Origin of the sequence: Nocardioides sp. CFH 31398 (genome assembly GCF_022436705.1) — a bacterium.
Taxonomy (GTDB): domain Bacteria; phylum Actinomycetota; class Actinomycetes; order Propionibacteriales; family Nocardioidaceae; genus Nocardioides.
In genome coordinates, this window is the sequence record NZ_JAKUHT010000008.1 from 121,721 (window position 1) to 139,327 (window position 17,607).

Genomic DNA, 17,607 nt, shown 5'->3' on the forward strand with positions numbered 1-17,607 from the left:
GTGCTTGGGTGGATCCGTGCCCGAGGTCAGCCCCACCTACCGCCTGGTCCCGCCGGCGCCGCCCCCGCCGGCGCCGGTGCTGGACGACGCCCAGCGGGCGGTGGTGGAGCACCCCGGAGGGCCCCTGCTGGTGCTCGCCGGGCCGGGCACGGGCAAGACGACGACCATGGTCGAGGCCATCGTCGACCGCGTCGCCGGACGCGGCAGCCGGCCCGAGGAGGTCCTCGCCCTCACCTTCTCCCGCAAGGCCGCCGACCAGCTGCGCGACCGGGTGCAGGCCCGCCTGGCGCGGACGACGTCGACCCGCACCTCCTGGACGTTCCACTCCTACGCGTTCGCCCTCGTGCGGCGCTACGCCCCCGACGACCTGTACGCCGCCGAGCCACGGCTGCTGTCGGCCCCGGAGCAGGACGTCGTCATCGCCGAGCTGCTCGCCGACCACCCCGAGTCCGTCACCTGGCCCGCCCACCTGCGCGCCGCGCTCGGCACACGCGGGTTCGTCCGTGAGGTCCAGGCCGTCCTGGCCCGCGCCCTGGAGCGCACCCTGGAGCCGGGCGACCTCGTCGACCTCGCCGAGGTGGAGCGGTCCCCGGAGCTGGCCGCCGCGGGCCGGTTCCTCGACCAGTACCTCTCGGTGCTCGCGCTGCGCAATGCGGTGGGCTACGCCGACCTCGTCGCGCGGGCCACCGCCGTCGCCGAGGAGCACCGCGACGAGATCCGCGCCGGGCTGCGCCACGTCTTCGTCGACGAGTACCAGGACACCGACCCGGCCCAGGTGGCGCTGCTGCGCGCCGTGGCGGGCGACGGGCGCGACCTCGTCGTGGTCGGCGACCCCGACCAGTCCATCTACGGCTTCCGCGGCGCCGACGTCCGCGGCATCCTCGACTTCCCCGCCGCCTTCCCGGCCGCGAACGGCGACCCCGCCGACGTGGTCGCGCTCGGCACCACCCGCCGCTTCGGCTCCCGCCTGCTCAAGGCGTCCCGCCGCGTGGTCGGCGGCATCCCGCTGACCGGGGCGATCCCCGAGCAGGCCCGCACCGTCTTCCGCCACCCGGCCCCGGCCGCCTCCGCCGCCGAGGAGCTGGGCCACGGCTCGGTCGAGGTGCTCACGTTCGACACCCCCCGGGCGGAGTCGGAGCACCTCGCCGACCTGCTGCGCCGCGCGCACCTCGAGGACGGCCTCGCCTGGTCCGACATGGCCGTCCTCGTGCGCTCCGGTCGCAGCAGCATCCCCGGCCTGCGCCGCTCGCTCGCGGCCTCCGGGGTGCCCGTCGACGTGGCCTCCGACGAGACCCCGCTCGCCGACGAGGCCCCGGTGCAGCCCTTGCTCCGGGCGCTGCGGGTGGTCGTGGCCGACGACGACGCGCACGAGGGGCCCGACGGAGCGCGCGCGCAGGACGGCCTGGTCGACGCCGCGACCGAGCACGCCGAGGAGCTGCTGACCTCGCCGCTGGGCGGCCTCGACGCCACGGACGTCCGCGCCCTGCTGCGGGCCCTGCGCGCCCGGGACCCCCGGCTCGCCTCGGCCGGGCTGCTGCGCGCCGTCGTCCTCGACCCCGCCCTGACCGCCGACCTCCCCGGCGAGGCCGCCCGGCGGGCGCACCGGCTCGCGCGCCTCGTCGCCACCGCCCGGGAGCAGGACCGCGCCGGCGCGACGGCCGAGGAGGTGCTCTGGACGTTGTGGGACGGCGTCGACTGGGGCCGTCGGCTCCGCCGCGCCACCGAGACCGGCGGCCACGCCGCCCGGCTCGCGCACCGCGACCTCGACGCGATCTGCGCCCTGTTCGAGACCGCGGCCCGTGACCAGGAGCGCCGCGGCCGCGTCGGCGCCGCCGGGTTCCTCGAGACGCTGCGGGCCCAGCGCATCCCCGGCGACACCCTCGCCGAGCGCGGCGTCCGCGGCGGCGCGGTCCGGCTGCTCACGGCCCACCGCTCCAAGGGCCTCGAGTGGCGCCTGGTGGTCGTCGCCGGCGTGCAGGAGGAGCGGTGGCCCGACGTCCGCCGCAGGGACTCGCTGCTGGGCGCGGACCGGATCGGCGGGCCCGAGGCCGGCGGCCTGCTCCCGCCGCCCTTGCGCCGCGCGCTGCTCGCCGAGGAGCGCCGCCTCTTCTACGTCGCCGTGACCCGCGCCCGGCAGCGGCTCGTCGTCACCGCGGTGGCCTCGCCGGACGACGACGGCGACCAGCCCTCCCGCTTCCTCGGCGAGCTCGACGTCCCGGTGGTCCACCGAGTCGGGCGTCCGCGCCGTCCGCTGTCCCTGCCCGGTCTCGTGGCGGAGCTCCGCCGCACGTGCGCGGACCCCGAGGCGCCCGAGCCCCTCCGGGCGGCGGCCGCCCGCCGGCTCGCGCGCCTGGCCTCGGCCGAGCACGCCGGCCGACCGCTGGCGGCGTCCGCGGACCCGGCGACCTGGTGGGGCCTGCGCGCCCCGAGCCGGGCCGACGTCCCGGTGCGACCCGACGACGAGCCCCTGGTCGTCTCGGCGAGCACGCTGGAGGGCCTCCTCACGTGCCCCGCGCAGTGGTTCCTGCACCGCGAGGCCGGCGGCGAGGAGGTCAGCTCCGCGAGCCAGGGGTTCGGTCAGGTCGTGCACGGCATCGCCGAGCGGTACGCCACCGCGGAGGGCGACCTCGACGTCGAGACCGACCTCATGCCCCTGGTCGACGAGGTGTGGGACCGCATGGACTTCCGCACACCCTGGTCCGCCGCCCGGGAGCGGGCCGAGGTGCAGGCCGCCCTCGAGCGCTTCGTCGCCTGGACCCGCGCCCCGGGCGCGCGCCGGGTCGTCGCGACCGAGCCGCGGCTGCGGGCCGAGGTCGAGCTGCCCGGCGGCGAGCGCATCCGCCTGCACGGGTACGCCGACCGTCTCGAGCTCGACGAGGACGGCGCCGTGGTCGTCGTCGACCTCAAGACCGGCAAGTACCCCCCGACGAAGGCCGAGGTCGTCGTCCACCCCCAGCTGGGGCTCTACCAGCTGGCCGTCGAGCAGGGCGCGGTCGACGACGTCCTGGGCGAGCCCGCGCGCTCCGGCGGCGCCGAGCTCGTGCAGCTGAGGCACGGCGGCGACCTGCCCCGGGTCCAGCAGCAGCCGGCGACCCCGCCGGGGGAGGAGCCCGTCGTCCTGGGCCAGCTCGCGCGGGCCGCGGCGGCCCTGCGCGACGAGGACTTCCCGGCGCGGCCCGGCACCCACTGCGACCGCTGCGCGTTCCACGCCGTGTGCCCCGACAAGACCGCAGGGAGCGTGCTGTCGTGACCACCCGCACCGAGGGCCCGCCGGCCACGGCCGGAGCTCCGTCCGCCGTCGCCGCGCGCCGGGTCGACACCCCCGCCGAGCTCGCGGCGCTGCTCGGGGTGGACTGGGAGTTCAGTCCGCAGCAGTTCGCCGCCGTCACCGCCCCGCTCGCCCCGGGCGTCGTGGTCGCCGGGGCCGGCTCGGGCAAGACGGCGGTCATGGCCGCCCGGGTGGTCTGGCTCGTCGCCACCGGCCGGGTGCAGCCGCACGAGGTCCTCGGGCTGACGTTCACCACGAAGGCGACCGCGGAGCTGCAGACCCGCATCCGCGGCAGCCTGCGCGCCGCCGGCCTGCTGCCCGAGCGCGGCGCCCGACCGGTGGACGCGGCCGACCTCGACGGGACCGACGAGCCGGAGGAGCCGACGGTCTCGACGTACCACGCCTACGCCGCCGCACTGCTGACCGAGCACGGCCTGCGCATCGGCCACGAGCCCGACACCCGTCTGATCGCTGACGCCAGCCGCTACCAGCTCGCCGCCCAGGCCGTGCAGGGTCACACCGCCCCCGTCGCCCAGCTGACCGACCACCCGCAGACCGTCGTGCAGAACCTGCTCGCCCTGGACGCCGAGATGAGCGAGCACCTCGTCGACCCGGCCACCGTGCGGGCCCACGACGCCCGCGAGCGGCAGCGCTTCGTGGACGGGATGGCCGCCGAGCACCGCAAGACCTACCGCGAGGTCAACGAGAAGGCGATCTCCGCGATCGACCGGCGCGCCGAGCTCCTCGACCTGGTGGCGGCGTACCGCGACCGGAAGGCGCAGCTGGGCGCCATGGACTTCTCCGACCAGATCGCGCTCGTCGCGCGGCTCGCCGACGAGCGGCCCGAGGTCGGCGCGGGCGAGCGGGAGCGCTTCCGTGTCGTGCTGCTCGACGAGTACCAGGACACCTCGGTCGCCCAGGCCCTCATGCTGAGCCGGCTGTTCTCCGGACCCGACGAGGCGTCCGGGCTCGGTCACCCCGTGACCGCGGTGGGCGACCCCCACCAGGCCATCTACGGGTGGCGCGGCGCCTCGGTGTCGAACATCCTCGAGTTCGCCCGCGACTTCCCGCCGCTCGCCGGCGAGCCGTTGCGCTACCCGCTCACGGTCAACCGCCGCTCCGACGCGCGGATCCTCGCGACCGCGAACCACCTGGCCGCCGACCTGTACGCCGCCCGGGAGGAGCTCGACCCCCTCGAGCCCGCGCCCGGCGCCGCCGAGGGCTCGGTGACCTGCCGCGTCCACGAGACCGCCGCCGACGAGCTCGCCTGGCTGGCGGACGCCGTCCGCGCCACCCACGACGAGCTGGCGGCGGCCGCCCCCGGCGGGGCGACCTGGCGCGAGATCGCCGTCCTGACCCGGGACAACAAGCAGGCCGCGGCCGTCTTCGACGCGCTGTCCGACGCCGAGGTCCCCGTCGAGATCGTCGGCCTCAAGGGCCTGCTGCGGCTGCCGGAGGTCGCCGAGGTGCTGGCCTGCCTGACCCTCGCCGACGACGTCACCGCGAACGCCGCGCTGCTGACCCTGCTCGCGGGGCCCCGCTGGGCGGTCGGACCCCGTGACCTCGCCCTGCTCGGGTCCCGGGCCCGCGAGCTCGCCACGGTGCCCGCCCCGTCCGACGCCGAGGACGGCGCGGGCGCCGGCCCCCGCGCCGATCTCCGCGAGGACCTGCTCGCCGCGGTGGCGGGGGCGGACGCCACCGAGCTGCCGTGCCTGTGCGACGCCCTCGACGACCCCGGGGACCGGCCGTACAGCCCCCAGGCCCGGGAGCGCTTCGGCCTCCTGGCCACCGAGCTGCGCCGGCTGCGCGCAGCGGCCGGCGAGCCCGTGCTCGACCTGGTGCGGCGGGTCCTCGACGTGACCGGGATCGACGTCGAGCTCGACTCCTCGGTCAGCCCGGCGGCGTCGGCGCGGCGCGACAACCTCGACCTGTTCGTGCAGGCCGTCGCCGACTTCCAGGCGATCGACGGCCGCGTGAGCCTGCCCGCGCTGCTCGCCTGGCTCGAGGCGGAGGACGAGTACGGCCAGGGCCTCGACGTGGCCGTGCCCAGCGAGGCCGACTCGGTGAAGCTGTTGACGGTGCACCGCGCCAAGGGCCTCGAGTGGGACGCCGTGTTCGTCGTCGGCGTCTGCGAGAGCAAGTTCCCGACCCGCCAGACGCGCTCGACGTGGCTGACCGTGCCGGCGGCGCTCCCGATGCCGCTGCGCGGCGACGCCCGCGACCTGCCGACGCTGGGCGGGCACACCCCGGACGACGTCAAGGCGCTGCTCGCCGCCAACCGCGAGCACGCGGGGGTCGAGGAGCTCCGCCTGGCCTACGTCGGGTGGACCCGCGCGCGTCACCGCCTCACGGTCTCCGCGCACTGCTGGACCCGCGGCCGCAAGTCCGGCCTCGGCCCCTCGGCCTACCTGGAGGCCACCCGGCAGGCCATGGCGGCGTGGGGCGCCGAGCCCGACGCCTGGCTCGGCGTCCCCGCCAGGGGGGAGCCCAACCCGGTGGGGGAGGAGCCCGACCAGGCCTGGCCGATCGCGCACCACTCGACGCGCGAGGTCCAGCGTCGCCACGAGGCGGCACGGCGGGTCCGGGAGGCCGACCCGGACGAGCCCGACGCGCTGGAGGACGTCCTGCTCGCCGAGCAGGTCGCCCGCTGGGACGCCGAGATCGACCGGCTGCTCGCGGAGGCCGCGGGGGACGCCGGCAACGAGGTGGCCGTCCCGCTGCCCCCGAGCGTGTCGGCGACCTCGGTCTCGCGGCTGCGCGACCCGGCGGCGTACGCCCGGGAGCTGGCGCGCCCGCTGCCCCGTCCGCCGTCGTCGGCGGCGCGGGCCGGCACCGACTTCCACTCGTGGGTGGAGCAGCGGTTCGGCCAGCAACAGCTCATCGACCCCGACGAGCTCGACGACAGGGCGGACGCCCGGGTGGACGACCCCGCGGACTTCGAGGCGCTCGTCGCCGCGTTCGAGGCCGGCCCGTTCGCCGACCGTGCGCCCCACGCCGTCGAGGCGGCGTTCGCGCTGGTCCTGGCGGGCCAGGTCGTGCGCGGACGCATCGACGCGGTGTACGCCGAGCCCGACGGCACCTGGCTGCTGGTCGACTGGAAGACCGGCCACGCCGACGTGGCCGACCCGTGGCAGCTGGCCGTCTACCGCGTCGCGTGGGCGGAGCTCGTCGGGGTGGACGTGGACTCGGTCCGCGCCGCCTTCTTCTTCGTCAGGACCGGGAGCCTGGTGGTGCCCGACGCGCTGCCGGACCGCGCCGCCCTGGAGGCGACGGTGCGGGCGTAGATTCGCCCCTCGTGGCCCATCCGCACGAGCGCATCTCGCTGTCCCCGCACGACCGGCACGGCATCCACCGCCGTGACGCCGCCTGGCTGGACGAGCGCTGGGCCGACCCGGGCACGCGAGTGCTGCCGGTCGCCGGTGGCCGGGTCCGCCGCACGGGCCGCGACGAGGGCGGGACGCCGGCGTGGGTCCGTCCCGACGAGGCTCCCGCCGGCACCCGGGTGCTGCTCGGCGAGCGGGACGGCACGACGTCGTTCGCCGTGATGGTCGACCCGGACTCCGTCGCCGACGACGACCGGTCCTGGGCCTCGCTGCGCGAGCTGCTGCCCGTCGTCGACGGGCACCCGGACGCCGCGCTCGTGCTGCACGCCGTCGGGATCGGCGAGTGGCTCGCGGTGACCCGCTTCTGCCCCCGCTGCGGCGCCGGGCTGGAGGTCGCGGCCGCGGGCCACGAGCTCGAGTGCCCGCGCTGCGGTCGACGCCAGTTCCCGCGCACCGACGCCGCCGTCATCATGCTGGTCCGCCACGGCGAGCCGGGCGCCGACGACGAGCTCTGCCTGCTGGGCCGCCAGGCCGTCTGGCCGGAGGGCCGCTTCTCGACGCTCGCCGGGTTCTACGAGCCCGGGGAGACCCTCGAGGACACGGTGCGCCGGGAGGTCGCGGAGGAGACCGGCGTCCTCGTCGGCGCGGTGGAGTACTTCGGCAACCAGCCGTGGCCGCTCCCCGCCAGCCTGATGCTCGGCATGGTCGCCGAGGCGGTGAGCACCGACATCGTCCGCGCGGACGACGAGCTGGAGGACGCCCGCTGGTTCACCCGCGCCGAGATGGCCGATCAGGCGGAGTCGGGCGAGCTGGTGCTCCCCGGCGGCATCTCGATCAGCCGGTCGCTGATCGAGCACTGGTACGGCGGGGAGCTGCCCGGCTCCTGGTGAGCGCGCGGTGACCGCCCGCCGACCGGCTCAGGCCAGCGACGCCAGCTTCTCCTTGACCTGGGCCAGGGACGGGTTCGTCTGCGTGGTGCCGTCGGAGTAGAGGAGCGTCGGGACGGTCTGGTTGCCGCCGTTCGCCTCCTCGACGATCGACACGGCCTCGGGCTGCTGCTCGATGTCCACCATCTCGAACTCGATGCCCTCGCGGGCGAGCTGGCTCTTGAGGCGGTGGCAGTACCCGCACCACGGCGTGCTGTACATCGTGAACGACCCGGCCATCTGAGGACTGTCCCTTCCCACGTCTACTGTTCCTGACAGCCCACTCAACCACCTCGATCCGGGAGTTCATTCCGCCCATGCCCGACCCCCTGCACGACCCCGGGTCGCTCCTCGACGCCCTCGATCCCGAGCAGCGTCGGGTGGCCGAGGCGCTTCGGGGGCCGGTGCGGGTCCTGGCGGGGGCGGGGACGGGCAAGACCCGCGCGATCACCCACCGCATCGCCCACGGCGTGGCCACCGGGGTCTACGCCCCCAGCGAGGTCCTGGCCGTCACGTTCACCACCCGGGCCGCGGGCGAGATGCGCGGCCGCCTCCGGGCCCTCGGCGCCCCCGGCGTGCAGGCCCGGACGTTCCACTCCGCCGCGCTCCGTCAGCTGCGGTACTTCTGGCCGCAGGTCCACGGCACGGACCTGCCGACGCTGACCGAGTCGAAGCTGTCGATGCTGGCGCTGGCGTCCCGGCACTGCCGGCTGCGTCTCGACCAGGCCGGGCTGAGGGACCTCGCCTCCGAGGTCGAGTGGGCGAAGGTCAGCAACGTCACCCCCGGCGACTACGAGCGCGTCGCGACCCGGGCGGGCCGCTCGGTGACCGGCCACGACGCCGCGACGGTCGGTCGGCTGTTCGCGGCGTACGAGGAGGTCAAGCGCGACCAGGGCCGCATGGACATGGAGGACGTGCTCCTGCTCACCGCGGCCACCCTCGACGCCGACGAGCGCGTCGCCGCCCGGGTGCGGGCGCAGTACAAGTGGTTCGTCGTCGACGAGTTCCAGGACGTGTCCCCGCTCCAGGCCGCCCTGCTGCGACTGTGGCTCGGCGGTCGCGACGAGATCTGCGTCGTGGGCGACCCGGCGCAGACCATCTACTCCTTCGCCGGCGCCGACGCCGACTACCTGCGCCACTTCACCCGTCAGCACCCGGCGGCGACGACGGTCGAGCTCGTCCGCAACTACCGGTCCACCCCCGAGGTGGTCAGCGCCGCCAACCGCCTGCTGGCCGGGACGTCGAGCAAGGGCGTGGAGCTCGCGGCGCAGCGTCCGGCGGGCCCCGCGGTGACCTGGACCGGGCACACCGACGAGGTCGCCGAGGCCACCGCGGTCGCCGAGCAGGTGCACCGGCTGCACGCGGCCGGCACGCCGCTGCGCGAGATCGCCGTCCTGTTCCGCATCAACGCCCAGTCGGAGCAGATGGAGGAGGCGCTCGCCGCCCGCGGCATCGCCTACGTCGTCCGGGGCGCCGCCCGCTTCTTCGACCGCGCCGAGGTCCGCCAGGCCGTCACCCTGCTGCGGGGCAGCGCCCGCGCGGGGGAGTCCTCCGACGACCTCGCCGCCGACGCCCGCGCCACCCTGACCGGCGCCGGGTGGAGCGAGGAGCCCCCGGAGGGGCGCGGCCAGGTCCGCGACCGGTGGGAGTCGCTGCAGGCCCTGGTCGACCAGGCCGTCGAGCACGCCGCGACCCACCCGGGGGCCACCCTCGGTGACTTCGTGGACGAGCTGGACCGCCGCGCCGCCGAGCAGCACGCCCCGGTGGCGGAGGGGGTCACGCTCGCGACCTTCCACGCGGCGAAGGGCCTGGAGTGGGACGCCGTGTTCCTCACCGGCGTCCAGGAGGGCACGCTGCCGATCACGTACGCCGAGGGCCCCGACGCGATCGAGGAGGAGCGCCGGCTGCTGTACGTCGGCGTCACCCGCGCCCGCCGCGACCTCGCGGTCAGCTGGTCCGCCGCGCGCAACCCCGGGGGCCGCCAGAGCCGGCGGCCGTCGCGGTTCCTCGACGGGCTCCGTCCCGCCGACGCCGGCGGTGCCACCGGCGCGAGCGGTACCGCCCCGGGTGGCCGCAAGCGGTCCCGCAAGGCCCAGCACTGTCGCGAGTGCGGCCGGCCCCTCAGCGCCCCGGCGGAGCGCAAGACCGGCCGGTGCGAGGACTGCCCGGCCTCGTACGACGAGGCGTTGTTCGAGCGCCTGCGGGCCTGGCGCGTCGAGCGGGCCGGGGAGGAGAAGGTGCCGGCGTACGTCGTGTTCACCGACGCCACCCTCCAGCTGATCGCCGAGCTCCGACCCGACTCGCCGGAGGCGCTGCTGCGGATCAGCGGGGTGGGCCGCACCAAGCTCGAGCGCTACGGCGAGGACGTCCTCGAGCTCGTCGGCTGAGCTTCCTGCCCTTTCCGGAGCCGAATTCCGGGACCGCACACCCTCCGGGCGAAATCAACGGGTTTATTCGTTTGCCCCCCTCGTGTAAGGGGCGTTACGGTTCACGGGAATCACCAGCAGCGCACCACGCCCCTCGCCAGGGGGCGGCGCACGAGGCCCAGAAGGAGGTGGCCGCAATGAGCACCATGACGACTCTCGCTCCGTGGAACAACCACGTCGAGCAGACCCTCGTGCCCGCGGCCGCGCTCCGCTCCACGGGTGACGTCTGCCCGCAGCTCGACGCTCGCAGCATCGACCGCGGCTACGACGTCGCCCCGTCCTTCGGCTCCTTCACCGGCGCCGAGGGCGGCGTGGCCGTCGTCATCGATGAGCGTCGTACGGGGACCCCTGCCTGGAGTCCGCCGGACTGTCGTTAGACAGCACCGGCAGCCTCCAGGCCGCGGATCCCACCGGGATCCGCGGCCTTTTCGTTTCCCGGGTCACCACTGACCGACCGAGACCGAAGAAAGGAGGTGAACACGACATGCCGAGCACCCTCGTCGCGCCCCACCCGGGCGCTGCTGGTCCGAGCCTGAGCCGTCTCCACGACGAGGCGGAGCAGTTCGACGACGACCTGTTGCCGTGCCGCAGCGGAGACCCCGAGCTGTGGTTCGCGGAGCAGCCCAGCGACGTCGAGCACGCCAAGGCGCTCTGCCGCGACTGCCCCGTCCGGGCCCTCTGCCTGGCCGCGGCCAAGGACCGGCGCGAGCCCTGGGGCGTCTGGGGCGGAGAGCTGTTCCTGCAGGGGAACGTCATCCCCCGCAAGCGCCCCCGAGGCCGACCCCGCAAGGACGCCGCCTAGCCGGCGCCTGGACCTTCCCCCACGGGGAGGACCCAGCCTCGGGGAGCACCACCCGTCCAGCACCACCCGTCCAGCACCAGCCACCGCACCACCACGAGAACCGGAGCACCGTCATGACCCACCTGCCGGAGGAGCTGGCCCGAGCGCACCGCTCGGTCCTGCTGCACGACGCGCGCCAGGAGCGCCGCCGCCGGGCCCTGTCCCGTCGTCGCCGTTCGGACCGTCAGGCCGCCGAGCTCGCCCGCCGGGCTCGCGAGGCCGTCGTCCGCGACCTGTGAGGACCACCCCTCGATGACCACCACCCACGACACCACCACTCGTCTCGCAACGATCAGGAGCACCGAGATGCAACTCATGCACGAAGAACTGGCACGCGCACAGATGTCCGCGCGCCTGGGAGAGGCGCAGTCACGTCAGCGCGGCCACCGGCTCGCGAAGGCCCAGCGGCTGTCCCGCAAGGCCGAGCGCGCCGCCGCCAAGGCCAGGCTCGCCATCGCGCGCAGCCTCTAGGCCCAGCACGACCCAGCACGACCCAGCACGACCCAGCACGACCCAGCACGACCCAGCACCGCCCCGTCGCCGGCCCCGGCGACGGGGCGGTGCGGCGTCCGGCCTCGCTACGGTGGGCCGGTGCCGACCTGCGACTTCTGCGGACGCCACGGCAGCGACGCCGACGCCCTGACCTGGACGACCTCGGTGGAGCGCGGCCGCCGGCAGCGCTACTGCGAGCGCTGCTCGCGCGAGCACCTGCGGGCGATCGAGGGCAAGCTCGACAGCGAGTGGTGGTGAGGACACCGACGCCCGCCGTCCTCGGGGTCAGGTGGGCAGCCGGTTGCCCCACGAGCAGCCGCAGTGGGGGTGCGGCGCCCACCGCTCCACGTCGCCGAGCAGCGGCTCGCCCGCTCCCGCGCCGGCGAGCCGCGTCGCGGACCAGGTGCTGGGTCGACCGCCCTCGGCCCAGGTGACCAGCTCCCGGACGGCGCACGCGACGGCCAGCGTGGCGAGCACCGGGTCGACCGGCTCGGGCCCCTCGCCCTGCTGCTCGACGACCAGCGCCCGCCGCGGGTCGGCCTCGGTGAGGTGGGCGTCCAGGCAGCGCAGGCAGGCCGTCACGCCGGGCACCACGAACGGCCCGATCCGCACGCGGCCCTGCACCGCGGCCACGACGAGGTGGGGTCGGCCGGCGCGGACCGCGGCGTCGAGCCGGGACCTCTCGGGCTCCCCGGTGCCGAGCAGCAGGAGCACCGCGTGGTCGTGACGGCGACGACGGTCCGGGGTGCGGACCGTCAGCCCCGACACCACGAGCAGCTCGCGGGCCTGGGCGGACCAGTCCGGCCCTCCGGCGACCTCGACACCGAGCGCGCGCCGAGCCGCCAGGTGGTCCGCCGCCCCCGGCCCGTGCGCGGCGAAGGCGGCGGTCACCGACGCCCGGGCGCGGTCGCCCGACGGGCTCAGGGCCGTCATCACCGCCGGGTCCACCAGGAGCCCGCGCGCGTCGAGCCGGTCGCGCAGGAGCGGGTCGATCCGTGAGGGCTCGACGGTCTGCCCGGACCCGAGCTCCGCGAGGATCGACGCCGTCGCCGGGGTGTCGGGGACGACGACCTGCAGCGCGTCCAGGCCGACCTGCAGGTGGGCGGAGTCCCGACGGACGACACGGACGCCGGGCCGCAGGGCCACCCGCGGGCCCCGGGGCCGGGGCTGCCGGGCACGGCAGGCCCCGGCGGAGTCCGTGGCAGCGGTGGCGGCGGTGGCGGCTCCGGTGGTGGACGCACTGGTCATGGATGCACCGTGCCACCGACGCCGCCGGGACGTCGGCCGTCCTCCACAGGCCCGGGCAGCAGGAGAGGCCCCCGTCGACCCGTCCGGCCCGCCTTCCCCTAACGGACCGTCCGGACCAGCCCGGGGGCCTCGTCCGTCGTCCACGCTAGGTACCCCTCGCCCGCAGGTCAACGGTCGGTGCCCACACGCTGTGGACGAACCTGTGGACAACGGTGTGGAGGGGCTGGCGACCCGGTGGACAACCGGCCGGCCACGGGGGAGGAGCCTGGGGACGACACGCCGCGCTGCGGGCGTCGTACACCCCTGACCAGCCATGATGTCGGCACCGGGCCTGTGCACGGAGGAAAAGTGACGGGGTGGGACGAGGGAGGCGCATGACGGAGACGTACGACGCCGGACCCGTCGCCGCCCTGCGGCGGATCGCCTTCCTGCTCGAGCGCGCCCGCGAGGACACCTACAAGGTGAAGGCCTACCGGTCGGCCGCGGCGACGCTCCTGCCGCTCGACGCCGACGAGGTCGCCGCGCGTGCCGCGGCGGGCACCCTGACCGAGCTGCCGGGCATCGGCCGGAGCACCGCCACCGTCGTCACCGAGGCGGTCCGCGGCGTGGTCCCGAAACGCCTGGCGAAGCTCGAGGCGGAGCAGCAGGGCCCGCTCGCCGAGGGCGGGCGGGAGCTCCGCGCGGCGCTGCGGGGGGACTGCCACTCCCACTCCGACTGGTCCGACGGCGGGTCCCCGCTCGAGGAGATGGCCTTCACGGCGCTCGAGCTCGGCCACGAGTACCTCGTGCTCACCGACCACTCCCCACGGCTGCGGGTGGCCAACGGGCTCTCCGCGGCGCGGCTGGCCAAGCAGCTCGACGTGATCGACGCGGTCAACGACCACCTCGCCGGCCAGGCGCCCGACGGCGGCGGCTTCACCCTGCTCAAGGGCATCGAGGTCGACATCCTGGACGACGGCTCGCTCGACCAGACCGACGAGATGCTCGCGCGGCTCGACCTCCGTGTGGCCAGCGTCCACTCGAAGCTGCGGATGGACGCCGAGCCGATGACCCGGCGGATGGTGGCCGCCGTCGCCAACCCCTTCGTGAACGTGCTCGGGCACTGCACCGGCCGGCTGGTCACGGGCGGACGCGGGACACGACCGCCGTCGGAGTTCGACGCGCGAGCGGTGTTCGAGGCGTGCGCCGCCCACGACGTCGCGGTCGAGATCAACTCCCGCCCCGAGCGCCGCGACCCGCCCACCCGGCTGCTGGAGCTGGCCCGCGACCTGGGTTGCCTGTTCAGCATCGACTCCGACTCGCACGCCCCGGGCCAGCTCGACATGCTCGACTACGGCTGCGAGCGGGCGGAGGCGGCGGGCATCGACCCCGACCGGATCGTCAACACGTGGCCCCGTGAGCGGCTGCTGGAGTGGGCCGGGCCGTGAGCGGGCCGACGGGGGAGCAGGTCGAGGTACGGCGGTCGCGGCGGCGCCGTCGTACGGTCTCGGCGCGACGCGACGGCGAGAGGATCCTCGTCCTGATCCCCGCCTCGATGAGCGAGGCGGACGAGCGGGTCTGGGTCCCCAAGATGGTCCAGCGGGTGCTGCGCGCCGAGCAGCGGCGCCGGACCCCGCCCGGCGAGGAGGACCTCCTCGCCTGGTCGCAGCGTCTCTCCGACCGCTACCTCGGCGGCCTCGCGCAGCCCGACTCCGTGCGGTGGGTCGACAACCAGGGCTCCCGGTGGGGGTCCTGCACCCCCGGGGAGAAGACGATCCGGCTGTCCACGCGGCTGCAGCAGATGCCGCGGTGGGTCGTGGAGTACGTGATCGTCCACGAGCTCGCCCACCTGCTGGAGCCCGGCCACGACGCGCGGTTCTGGGCCTGGGTCCGCCACTACCCGCTGACCGCCAAGGCACAGGGCTACCTGCTCGGCTGGTCCGCCGCTCACGAGATCGAGCCCCCGCCCGGCGAGACCGAGCCGGAGCCGGAGTAACCCGAGTCGGCCCGAACGGTCGCGTCGGGGACGCCGAGTCGGCCCGAACGGTCGCGTCAGGGACGCCGAGTCGGCCCGAACGGTCGCGTCAGGGACGCCGAGTCGGCCCGAACCGCATCGGTCGGGGCCGACCCGCGTGTCTACAGACGCGCGCGCGCCAGGGCCACGAGGTGGAGCATGTCCGGGTCGGGGTCCGGCAGGTCGTCGGCGGTCCACCAGCGGAGGTCGGCCGACTCGTCGCTGATGCCGAGGGGTGCGTCGGGGTCGGCGACGGCGATGAAGCGGACGTCGAGGTGGTGGGTGGTCGCCGCGCGGTCGTCGTCCGTGGCCGGCCGCGGCCCGCAGAACGGGACGGCGTGCTCGGACAGCTGCAGCGGCACCGGGTCGAGCGTCAGGCCCGACCCGAGCCCGGACTCCTCGGTCGCCTCCCGCAGCGCGGCGCCCGCGAGGGTCGTGTCGACCGGCTCGCAGTGGCCGCCGAGCTGGAACCAGCGCCCCGCGCGGGCGTGGAGCGTCAGCAGCACCCGGGAGCCGTCGGGGCTCGTCACCAGCGTGCTGGCGGTCAGGTGGTCGGGCAGGCAGGTGCGCTCCAGCCCGTCGGGGTGACGGACGAGGTGGCCGACGTACCGGCGGCGCAGGACCTCCTGCGCGTCGTCCGGCGCCGCCCACCCGCCGAGCACCGCGAGGGCGTCGGCGTGGAGGCTCACGCCGAGCCGTCGCCCCTCGGCCCGTCCGGCTCGTCGCCGTCGGTCCGGTCGGACGGCTTGCCGTCGGTCGGCGTCCCGTCGGTCGACCCGTCGTCGGCCGGGGTGCCGTCGAGCAGCGCCTGGAGCTCGGCGTCGAACTCCTCCTCGCTGAGCTCGTCGGGCTTGGCTGCGTCCTCGCGGAAGCCCAGCGGGTCGTCCAGGTCGGCCGCGGTGGGCAGCAGGTCGGGGTGCATCCAGACGCCGTCGCGGGCCTCGACGCCCTGCCGGGTGCGCAGCGAGCCCCACAGGGTGGAGGCGTCGCGCAGACGGCGGGGCCGCAGCTCGAGGCCGACCAGCGACGCGAAGGTCTGCTCGGCCGGACCGCCGGCGGCCCGGCGGCGGCGGACCGCCTCCTGCAGCTTCGCGGCGGCGGGCATCCGGGTGGCGGTCGCCTGGCCGACGATCTCGTCGACCCAGCCCTCCACCAGCGCGAGCGTCACCTCGAGGCGCTCCAGCGCCGCCTTCTGCGCGGGGGACTGCTCGAGGTCGAACATGCCGCCCTCAAGCATCTCCTGCATCGAGGCGGGGTTGGTCGGGTCGATCCCGCGGAGGCGCTCCTCCATGGTGCTCTGGATCTGCTCGGTGTTGATCTCGAGCCCCTGGCCGTAGTCGCGGACGGCGCCCAGGAGGTGCTCGCGCAGCCACGGGACGCCCGCGAACAGGCGCTGGTGGGCGGCCTCGCGCAGCGCGAGGTAGAGCAGCACGTCGTCGTCGGAGACGTCGAGCCCCTCGGCGAGGGAGGCGACGTTGGTCGGCAGCAGCGCGGCCTTCCCGACCGGGCCCAGCGGCAGGCCGATGTCGGAGGCGGTGAGCACCTCGGTCGCGAGCGCGCCCAGGCCGGAGGCCACCTGGCCGCCCACCATCGCTCCCGTGACCTTGCCGAGCATGCCGATGAGCGGGCCCGCCATCTGTGCGGCCTCGGCGGGCAGGGCCTTGCCGAGCGCGCCGTTCGCGGAGGCCGCGATCGGCTCGACCAGGTGCTTCCAGACGTCGAGGGTCTCGACGAGCCACTCCGCGCGGCTCCAGGCGGCGGTCGACCGCACGCCCGAGGGCAGCTCGGTGGTCTCGTCGAGCCAGAGGTCGGCGAGGCGGATGGCGTCGGCGACGGCGTCCTTCTGCCCCTGCGTCGGGGCCGGGTCGGGCTGCGAGGCGACCTGCTTGCGGGCGGTGTCGAGGACGACGTCCCAGTTGACCGGGCCGTCGTACGGCTGCATCAGGGCCTGGACCTGGGCCATCATCTGGCCGAGGTCCGGCATCTGCCCGCCGAAGAGCGCGGACAGGTCGGGCATGCCGCCCTGGCCGGCGCCGGCACCGCCCCCGAGAGCGCCGAAGAGCTGCTCGAACGGCGTGCCCTTGAAGGGGTTCTCGCCGCGCGAGGAGTCGTCGCCCGTGGGGTCGTCGGGTCCGTCGTCCGGAGGGTTCGCCATGACCCGAATCTACGCGGCCCGGCCAGCCGACCACGACCGAGCAGCCCCGCGGAGGGCCGGTGTTCGCGCAGGGCGCACTACCCTCGCGGTCATGACTCCGTCCGACCCCACCGCCGGCCCCACGTCCGGCACCGGACCCCGGCCCGAGCGCGTCCCCGACCCGCCGCGCCCGGTGGGGGAGGTCGTCCGCTGGGTCGACATCACGACCGACGAGCTGGACGCCGACGCGGTGGCCGCGTCGCTGGACGACCTGGCCGCCGGGGCGGTGTGCGTGTTCGTCGGCCGCGTCCGCGACCACGACGAGGGCAGGGACGTCTCGGGTCTCGCGTACGAGGCGCACCCCTCGGCGCTGGAGCGGATGCGTGAGGTCGCGGAGCGGGTGGCGGCCGAGCACGACGTCCGGGGGCTCTCGGTCGTCCACCGGGTCGGGGAGATCCCGATCGGCGGGGCCGCTGTCGTCGCGGCCGCCTCCGCGGCGCACCGCTGGGAGTCGTTCCGCGCCACCGAGGCGCTCGTGGACACGCTCAAGGCCGAGGTGCCGATCTGGAAGCACCAGACCTACGAGGCCGGCGACGCCGGCTGGGTCGGCGTCGACACGACGGGCGGCTGAGCAGAGGCGGGCCGCGTCCGCGTGGCGCCACCCGCGCACCGCCCACGCTGCCTAGCCTGGGCGGGTGGAGATCCTGCTGTGGCTCGTGCCGTCCGCCGTGGTGACCGTGCTCGCCATGTGCTGGGTGTCGTGGTTCGGCCGCGAGGGTCGGGGCGAGGTCGACCGCGAGGTCGCCGTCGCCCGCATGGCGCAGGCGCTGCGCCGCGAGCACCGGGGCGGGTACGCCGTCCGGCCCGCGCCGGCCCGCGACCGCAGCCGGGGCATCGCCGTCCGCCCCTCCCGGACTCCGCCGCGGGCCCGCTGAGGACGTCGCCGACCGGACCCC

Annotated in this window: 17 protein-coding genes; 13 read left to right on the forward strand and 4 right to left on the reverse strand. The window is 75.8% G+C overall.

The annotated features are described in order from the left end of the window. Positions 1-16 precede the first annotated feature (16 nt). The 3 genes from MJ876_RS08200 to nudC are packed head-to-tail and all read left to right on the forward strand — an operon-like array spanning position 17 to position 7,481. Positions 17-3,250: an ATP-dependent DNA helicase gene (locus MJ876_RS08200; protein WP_240235775.1), complete on the forward strand. Its 3,234-nt coding sequence runs from the start codon at positions 17-19 to the stop codon at positions 3,248-3,250. Next, positions 3,247-6,552: an ATP-dependent DNA helicase gene (locus MJ876_RS08205; RefSeq protein ID WP_240235776.1), complete on the forward strand. Its 3,306-nt coding sequence runs from the start codon at positions 3,247-3,249 to the stop codon at positions 6,550-6,552. The genes MJ876_RS08200 and MJ876_RS08205 overlap by 4 nt, the downstream gene beginning before the upstream one ends. Before the next feature lie 11 nt (positions 6,553-6,563). After that, the gene (gene nudC, locus MJ876_RS08210) at positions 6,564-7,481 is read left to right on the forward strand and encodes an NAD(+) diphosphatase (RefSeq protein WP_240235777.1); all 918 of its coding nucleotides are present in this window, start codon (positions 6,564-6,566) and stop codon (positions 7,479-7,481) included. 27 nt (positions 7,482-7,508) lie between these two features. On the opposite strand, the gene MJ876_RS08215 is transcribed toward nudC, so the two are convergent. Next, the gene (locus tag MJ876_RS08215) at positions 7,509-7,757 is read right to left on the reverse strand and encodes a mycoredoxin (protein WP_240235778.1); all 249 of its coding nucleotides are present in this window, start codon (positions 7,755-7,757) and stop codon (positions 7,509-7,511) included. A 77-nt stretch (positions 7,758-7,834) separates the two neighbouring features. Here MJ876_RS08215 and MJ876_RS08220 point away from each other — a divergent pair, with 77 nt between their 5' ends. From MJ876_RS08220 to MJ876_RS08245, 6 genes are all read left to right on the forward strand, one after another. After that, positions 7,835-9,904 carry an ATP-dependent DNA helicase UvrD2 gene (locus MJ876_RS08220; RefSeq protein WP_240235779.1) on the forward strand — a complete coding sequence of 690 codons (2,070 nt, stop codon included), beginning with the start codon at positions 7,835-7,837 and terminating at the stop codon, positions 9,902-9,904. Positions 9,905-10,080: 176 nt separating this feature from the next. Beyond that, entirely contained in the window at positions 10,081-10,320 is a 240-nt protein-coding gene (locus MJ876_RS08225) for a hypothetical protein (RefSeq protein ID WP_240235780.1), read from the forward strand. Positions 10,321-10,427: 107 nt separating this feature from the next. After that, complete coding sequence (locus MJ876_RS08230; protein ID WP_240235781.1) at positions 10,428-10,745, forward strand: WhiB family transcriptional regulator; 318 nt, start codon at positions 10,428-10,430, stop codon at positions 10,743-10,745. A gap of 113 nt (positions 10,746-10,858) precedes the next feature. Continuing rightward, entirely contained in the window at positions 10,859-11,023 is a 165-nt protein-coding gene (locus MJ876_RS08235) for a hypothetical protein (RefSeq protein WP_240235782.1), read from the forward strand. Between the two features lie 13 nt (positions 11,024-11,036). Next, positions 11,037-11,255 carry a hypothetical protein gene (locus tag MJ876_RS08240; RefSeq protein ID WP_240235783.1) on the forward strand — a complete coding sequence of 73 codons (219 nt, stop codon included), beginning with the start codon at positions 11,037-11,039 and terminating at the stop codon, positions 11,253-11,255. A gap of 120 nt (positions 11,256-11,375) precedes the next feature. Further along, the gene (locus MJ876_RS08245) at positions 11,376-11,534 is read left to right on the forward strand and encodes a hypothetical protein (protein WP_240235784.1); all 159 of its coding nucleotides are present in this window, start codon (positions 11,376-11,378) and stop codon (positions 11,532-11,534) included. A gap of 27 nt (positions 11,535-11,561) precedes the next feature. Here the strand turns inward: MJ876_RS08245 and MJ876_RS08250 are convergent, their stop codons facing one another. Beyond that, on the reverse strand, positions 11,562-12,524 hold the full coding sequence (locus MJ876_RS08250) for a TOMM precursor leader peptide-binding protein (protein ID WP_240235909.1): 963 nt from the start codon (positions 12,522-12,524) through the stop codon (positions 11,562-11,564). A gap of 374 nt (positions 12,525-12,898) precedes the next feature. Between MJ876_RS08250 and MJ876_RS08255 the strand changes: the two genes are divergently transcribed. Next, entirely contained in the window at positions 12,899-13,951 is a 1,053-nt protein-coding gene (locus MJ876_RS08255; protein ID WP_240235785.1) for a PHP domain-containing protein, read from the forward strand. Further along, positions 13,948-14,499: a M48 family metallopeptidase gene (locus tag MJ876_RS08260; RefSeq protein ID WP_240235786.1), complete on the forward strand. Its 552-nt coding sequence runs from the start codon at positions 13,948-13,950 to the stop codon at positions 14,497-14,499. Before MJ876_RS08255 ends, MJ876_RS08260 begins: the two co-directional genes overlap by 4 nt. 140 nt (positions 14,500-14,639) lie before the next feature. Here the strand turns inward: MJ876_RS08260 and MJ876_RS08265 are convergent, their stop codons facing one another. Continuing rightward, a complete protein-coding gene (locus tag MJ876_RS08265) occupies positions 14,640-15,206 on the reverse strand; it encodes an NUDIX hydrolase (protein WP_240235787.1) in 567 nt (188 codons plus the stop codon). Then, the gene (locus tag MJ876_RS08270) at positions 15,203-16,672 is read right to left on the reverse strand and encodes a zinc-dependent metalloprotease (protein ID WP_240235788.1); all 1,470 of its coding nucleotides are present in this window, start codon (positions 16,670-16,672) and stop codon (positions 15,203-15,205) included. The genes MJ876_RS08265 and MJ876_RS08270 overlap by 4 nt, the downstream gene beginning before the upstream one ends. Positions 16,673-16,763: 91 nt before the next feature. On the opposite strand from MJ876_RS08270, the gene MJ876_RS08275 reads away from it, so the two are divergent. Both MJ876_RS08275 and MJ876_RS08280 read left to right on the forward strand, forming a co-directional pair. Next, positions 16,764-17,282, forward strand: coding sequence for a molybdenum cofactor biosynthesis protein MoaE (locus MJ876_RS08275; RefSeq protein WP_240235789.1), 519 nt, complete (start codon positions 16,764-16,766; stop codon positions 17,280-17,282). Between the two features lie 64 nt (positions 17,283-17,346). Then, on the forward strand, positions 17,347-17,586 hold the full coding sequence (locus MJ876_RS08280) for a hypothetical protein (protein WP_240235790.1): 240 nt from the start codon (positions 17,347-17,349) through the stop codon (positions 17,584-17,586). The last annotated feature ends 21 nt before the right edge of the window (positions 17,587-17,607 follow it).

What these genes read in the sequence shown, in the direction of transcription:
- MJ876_RS08215 (WP_240235778.1), bottom strand. Translation starts at nt 7,757, where the DNA reads ATGGCCGGGTCGTTCACGATGTACAGCACGCCGTGGTGCGGGTACTGC.
- MJ876_RS08220 (WP_240235779.1), top strand. Translation starts at nt 7,835, where the DNA reads ATGCCCGACCCCCTGCACGACCCCGGGTCGCTCCTCGACGCCCTCGAT.
- MJ876_RS08225 (WP_240235780.1), top strand. Translation starts at nt 10,081, where the DNA reads ATGAGCACCATGACGACTCTCGCTCCGTGGAACAACCACGTCGAGCAG.
- MJ876_RS08230 (WP_240235781.1), top strand. Translation starts at nt 10,428, where the DNA reads ATGCCGAGCACCCTCGTCGCGCCCCACCCGGGCGCTGCTGGTCCGAGC.
- MJ876_RS08235 (WP_240235782.1), top strand. Translation starts at nt 10,859, where the DNA reads ATGACCCACCTGCCGGAGGAGCTGGCCCGAGCGCACCGCTCGGTCCTG.
- MJ876_RS08240 (WP_240235783.1), top strand. Translation starts at nt 11,037, where the DNA reads ATGACCACCACCCACGACACCACCACTCGTCTCGCAACGATCAGGAGC.
- MJ876_RS08250 (WP_240235909.1), bottom strand. Translation starts at nt 12,524, where the DNA reads ATGACCAGTGCGTCCACCACCGGAGCCGCCACCGCCGCCACCGCTGCC.
- MJ876_RS08255 (WP_240235785.1), top strand. Translation starts at nt 12,899, where the DNA reads ATGACGGAGACGTACGACGCCGGACCCGTCGCCGCCCTGCGGCGGATC.
- MJ876_RS08270 (WP_240235788.1), bottom strand. Translation starts at nt 16,672, where the DNA reads ATGGCGAACCCTCCGGACGACGGACCCGACGACCCCACGGGCGACGAC.
- MJ876_RS08275 (WP_240235789.1), top strand. Translation starts at nt 16,764, where the DNA reads ATGACTCCGTCCGACCCCACCGCCGGCCCCACGTCCGGCACCGGACCC.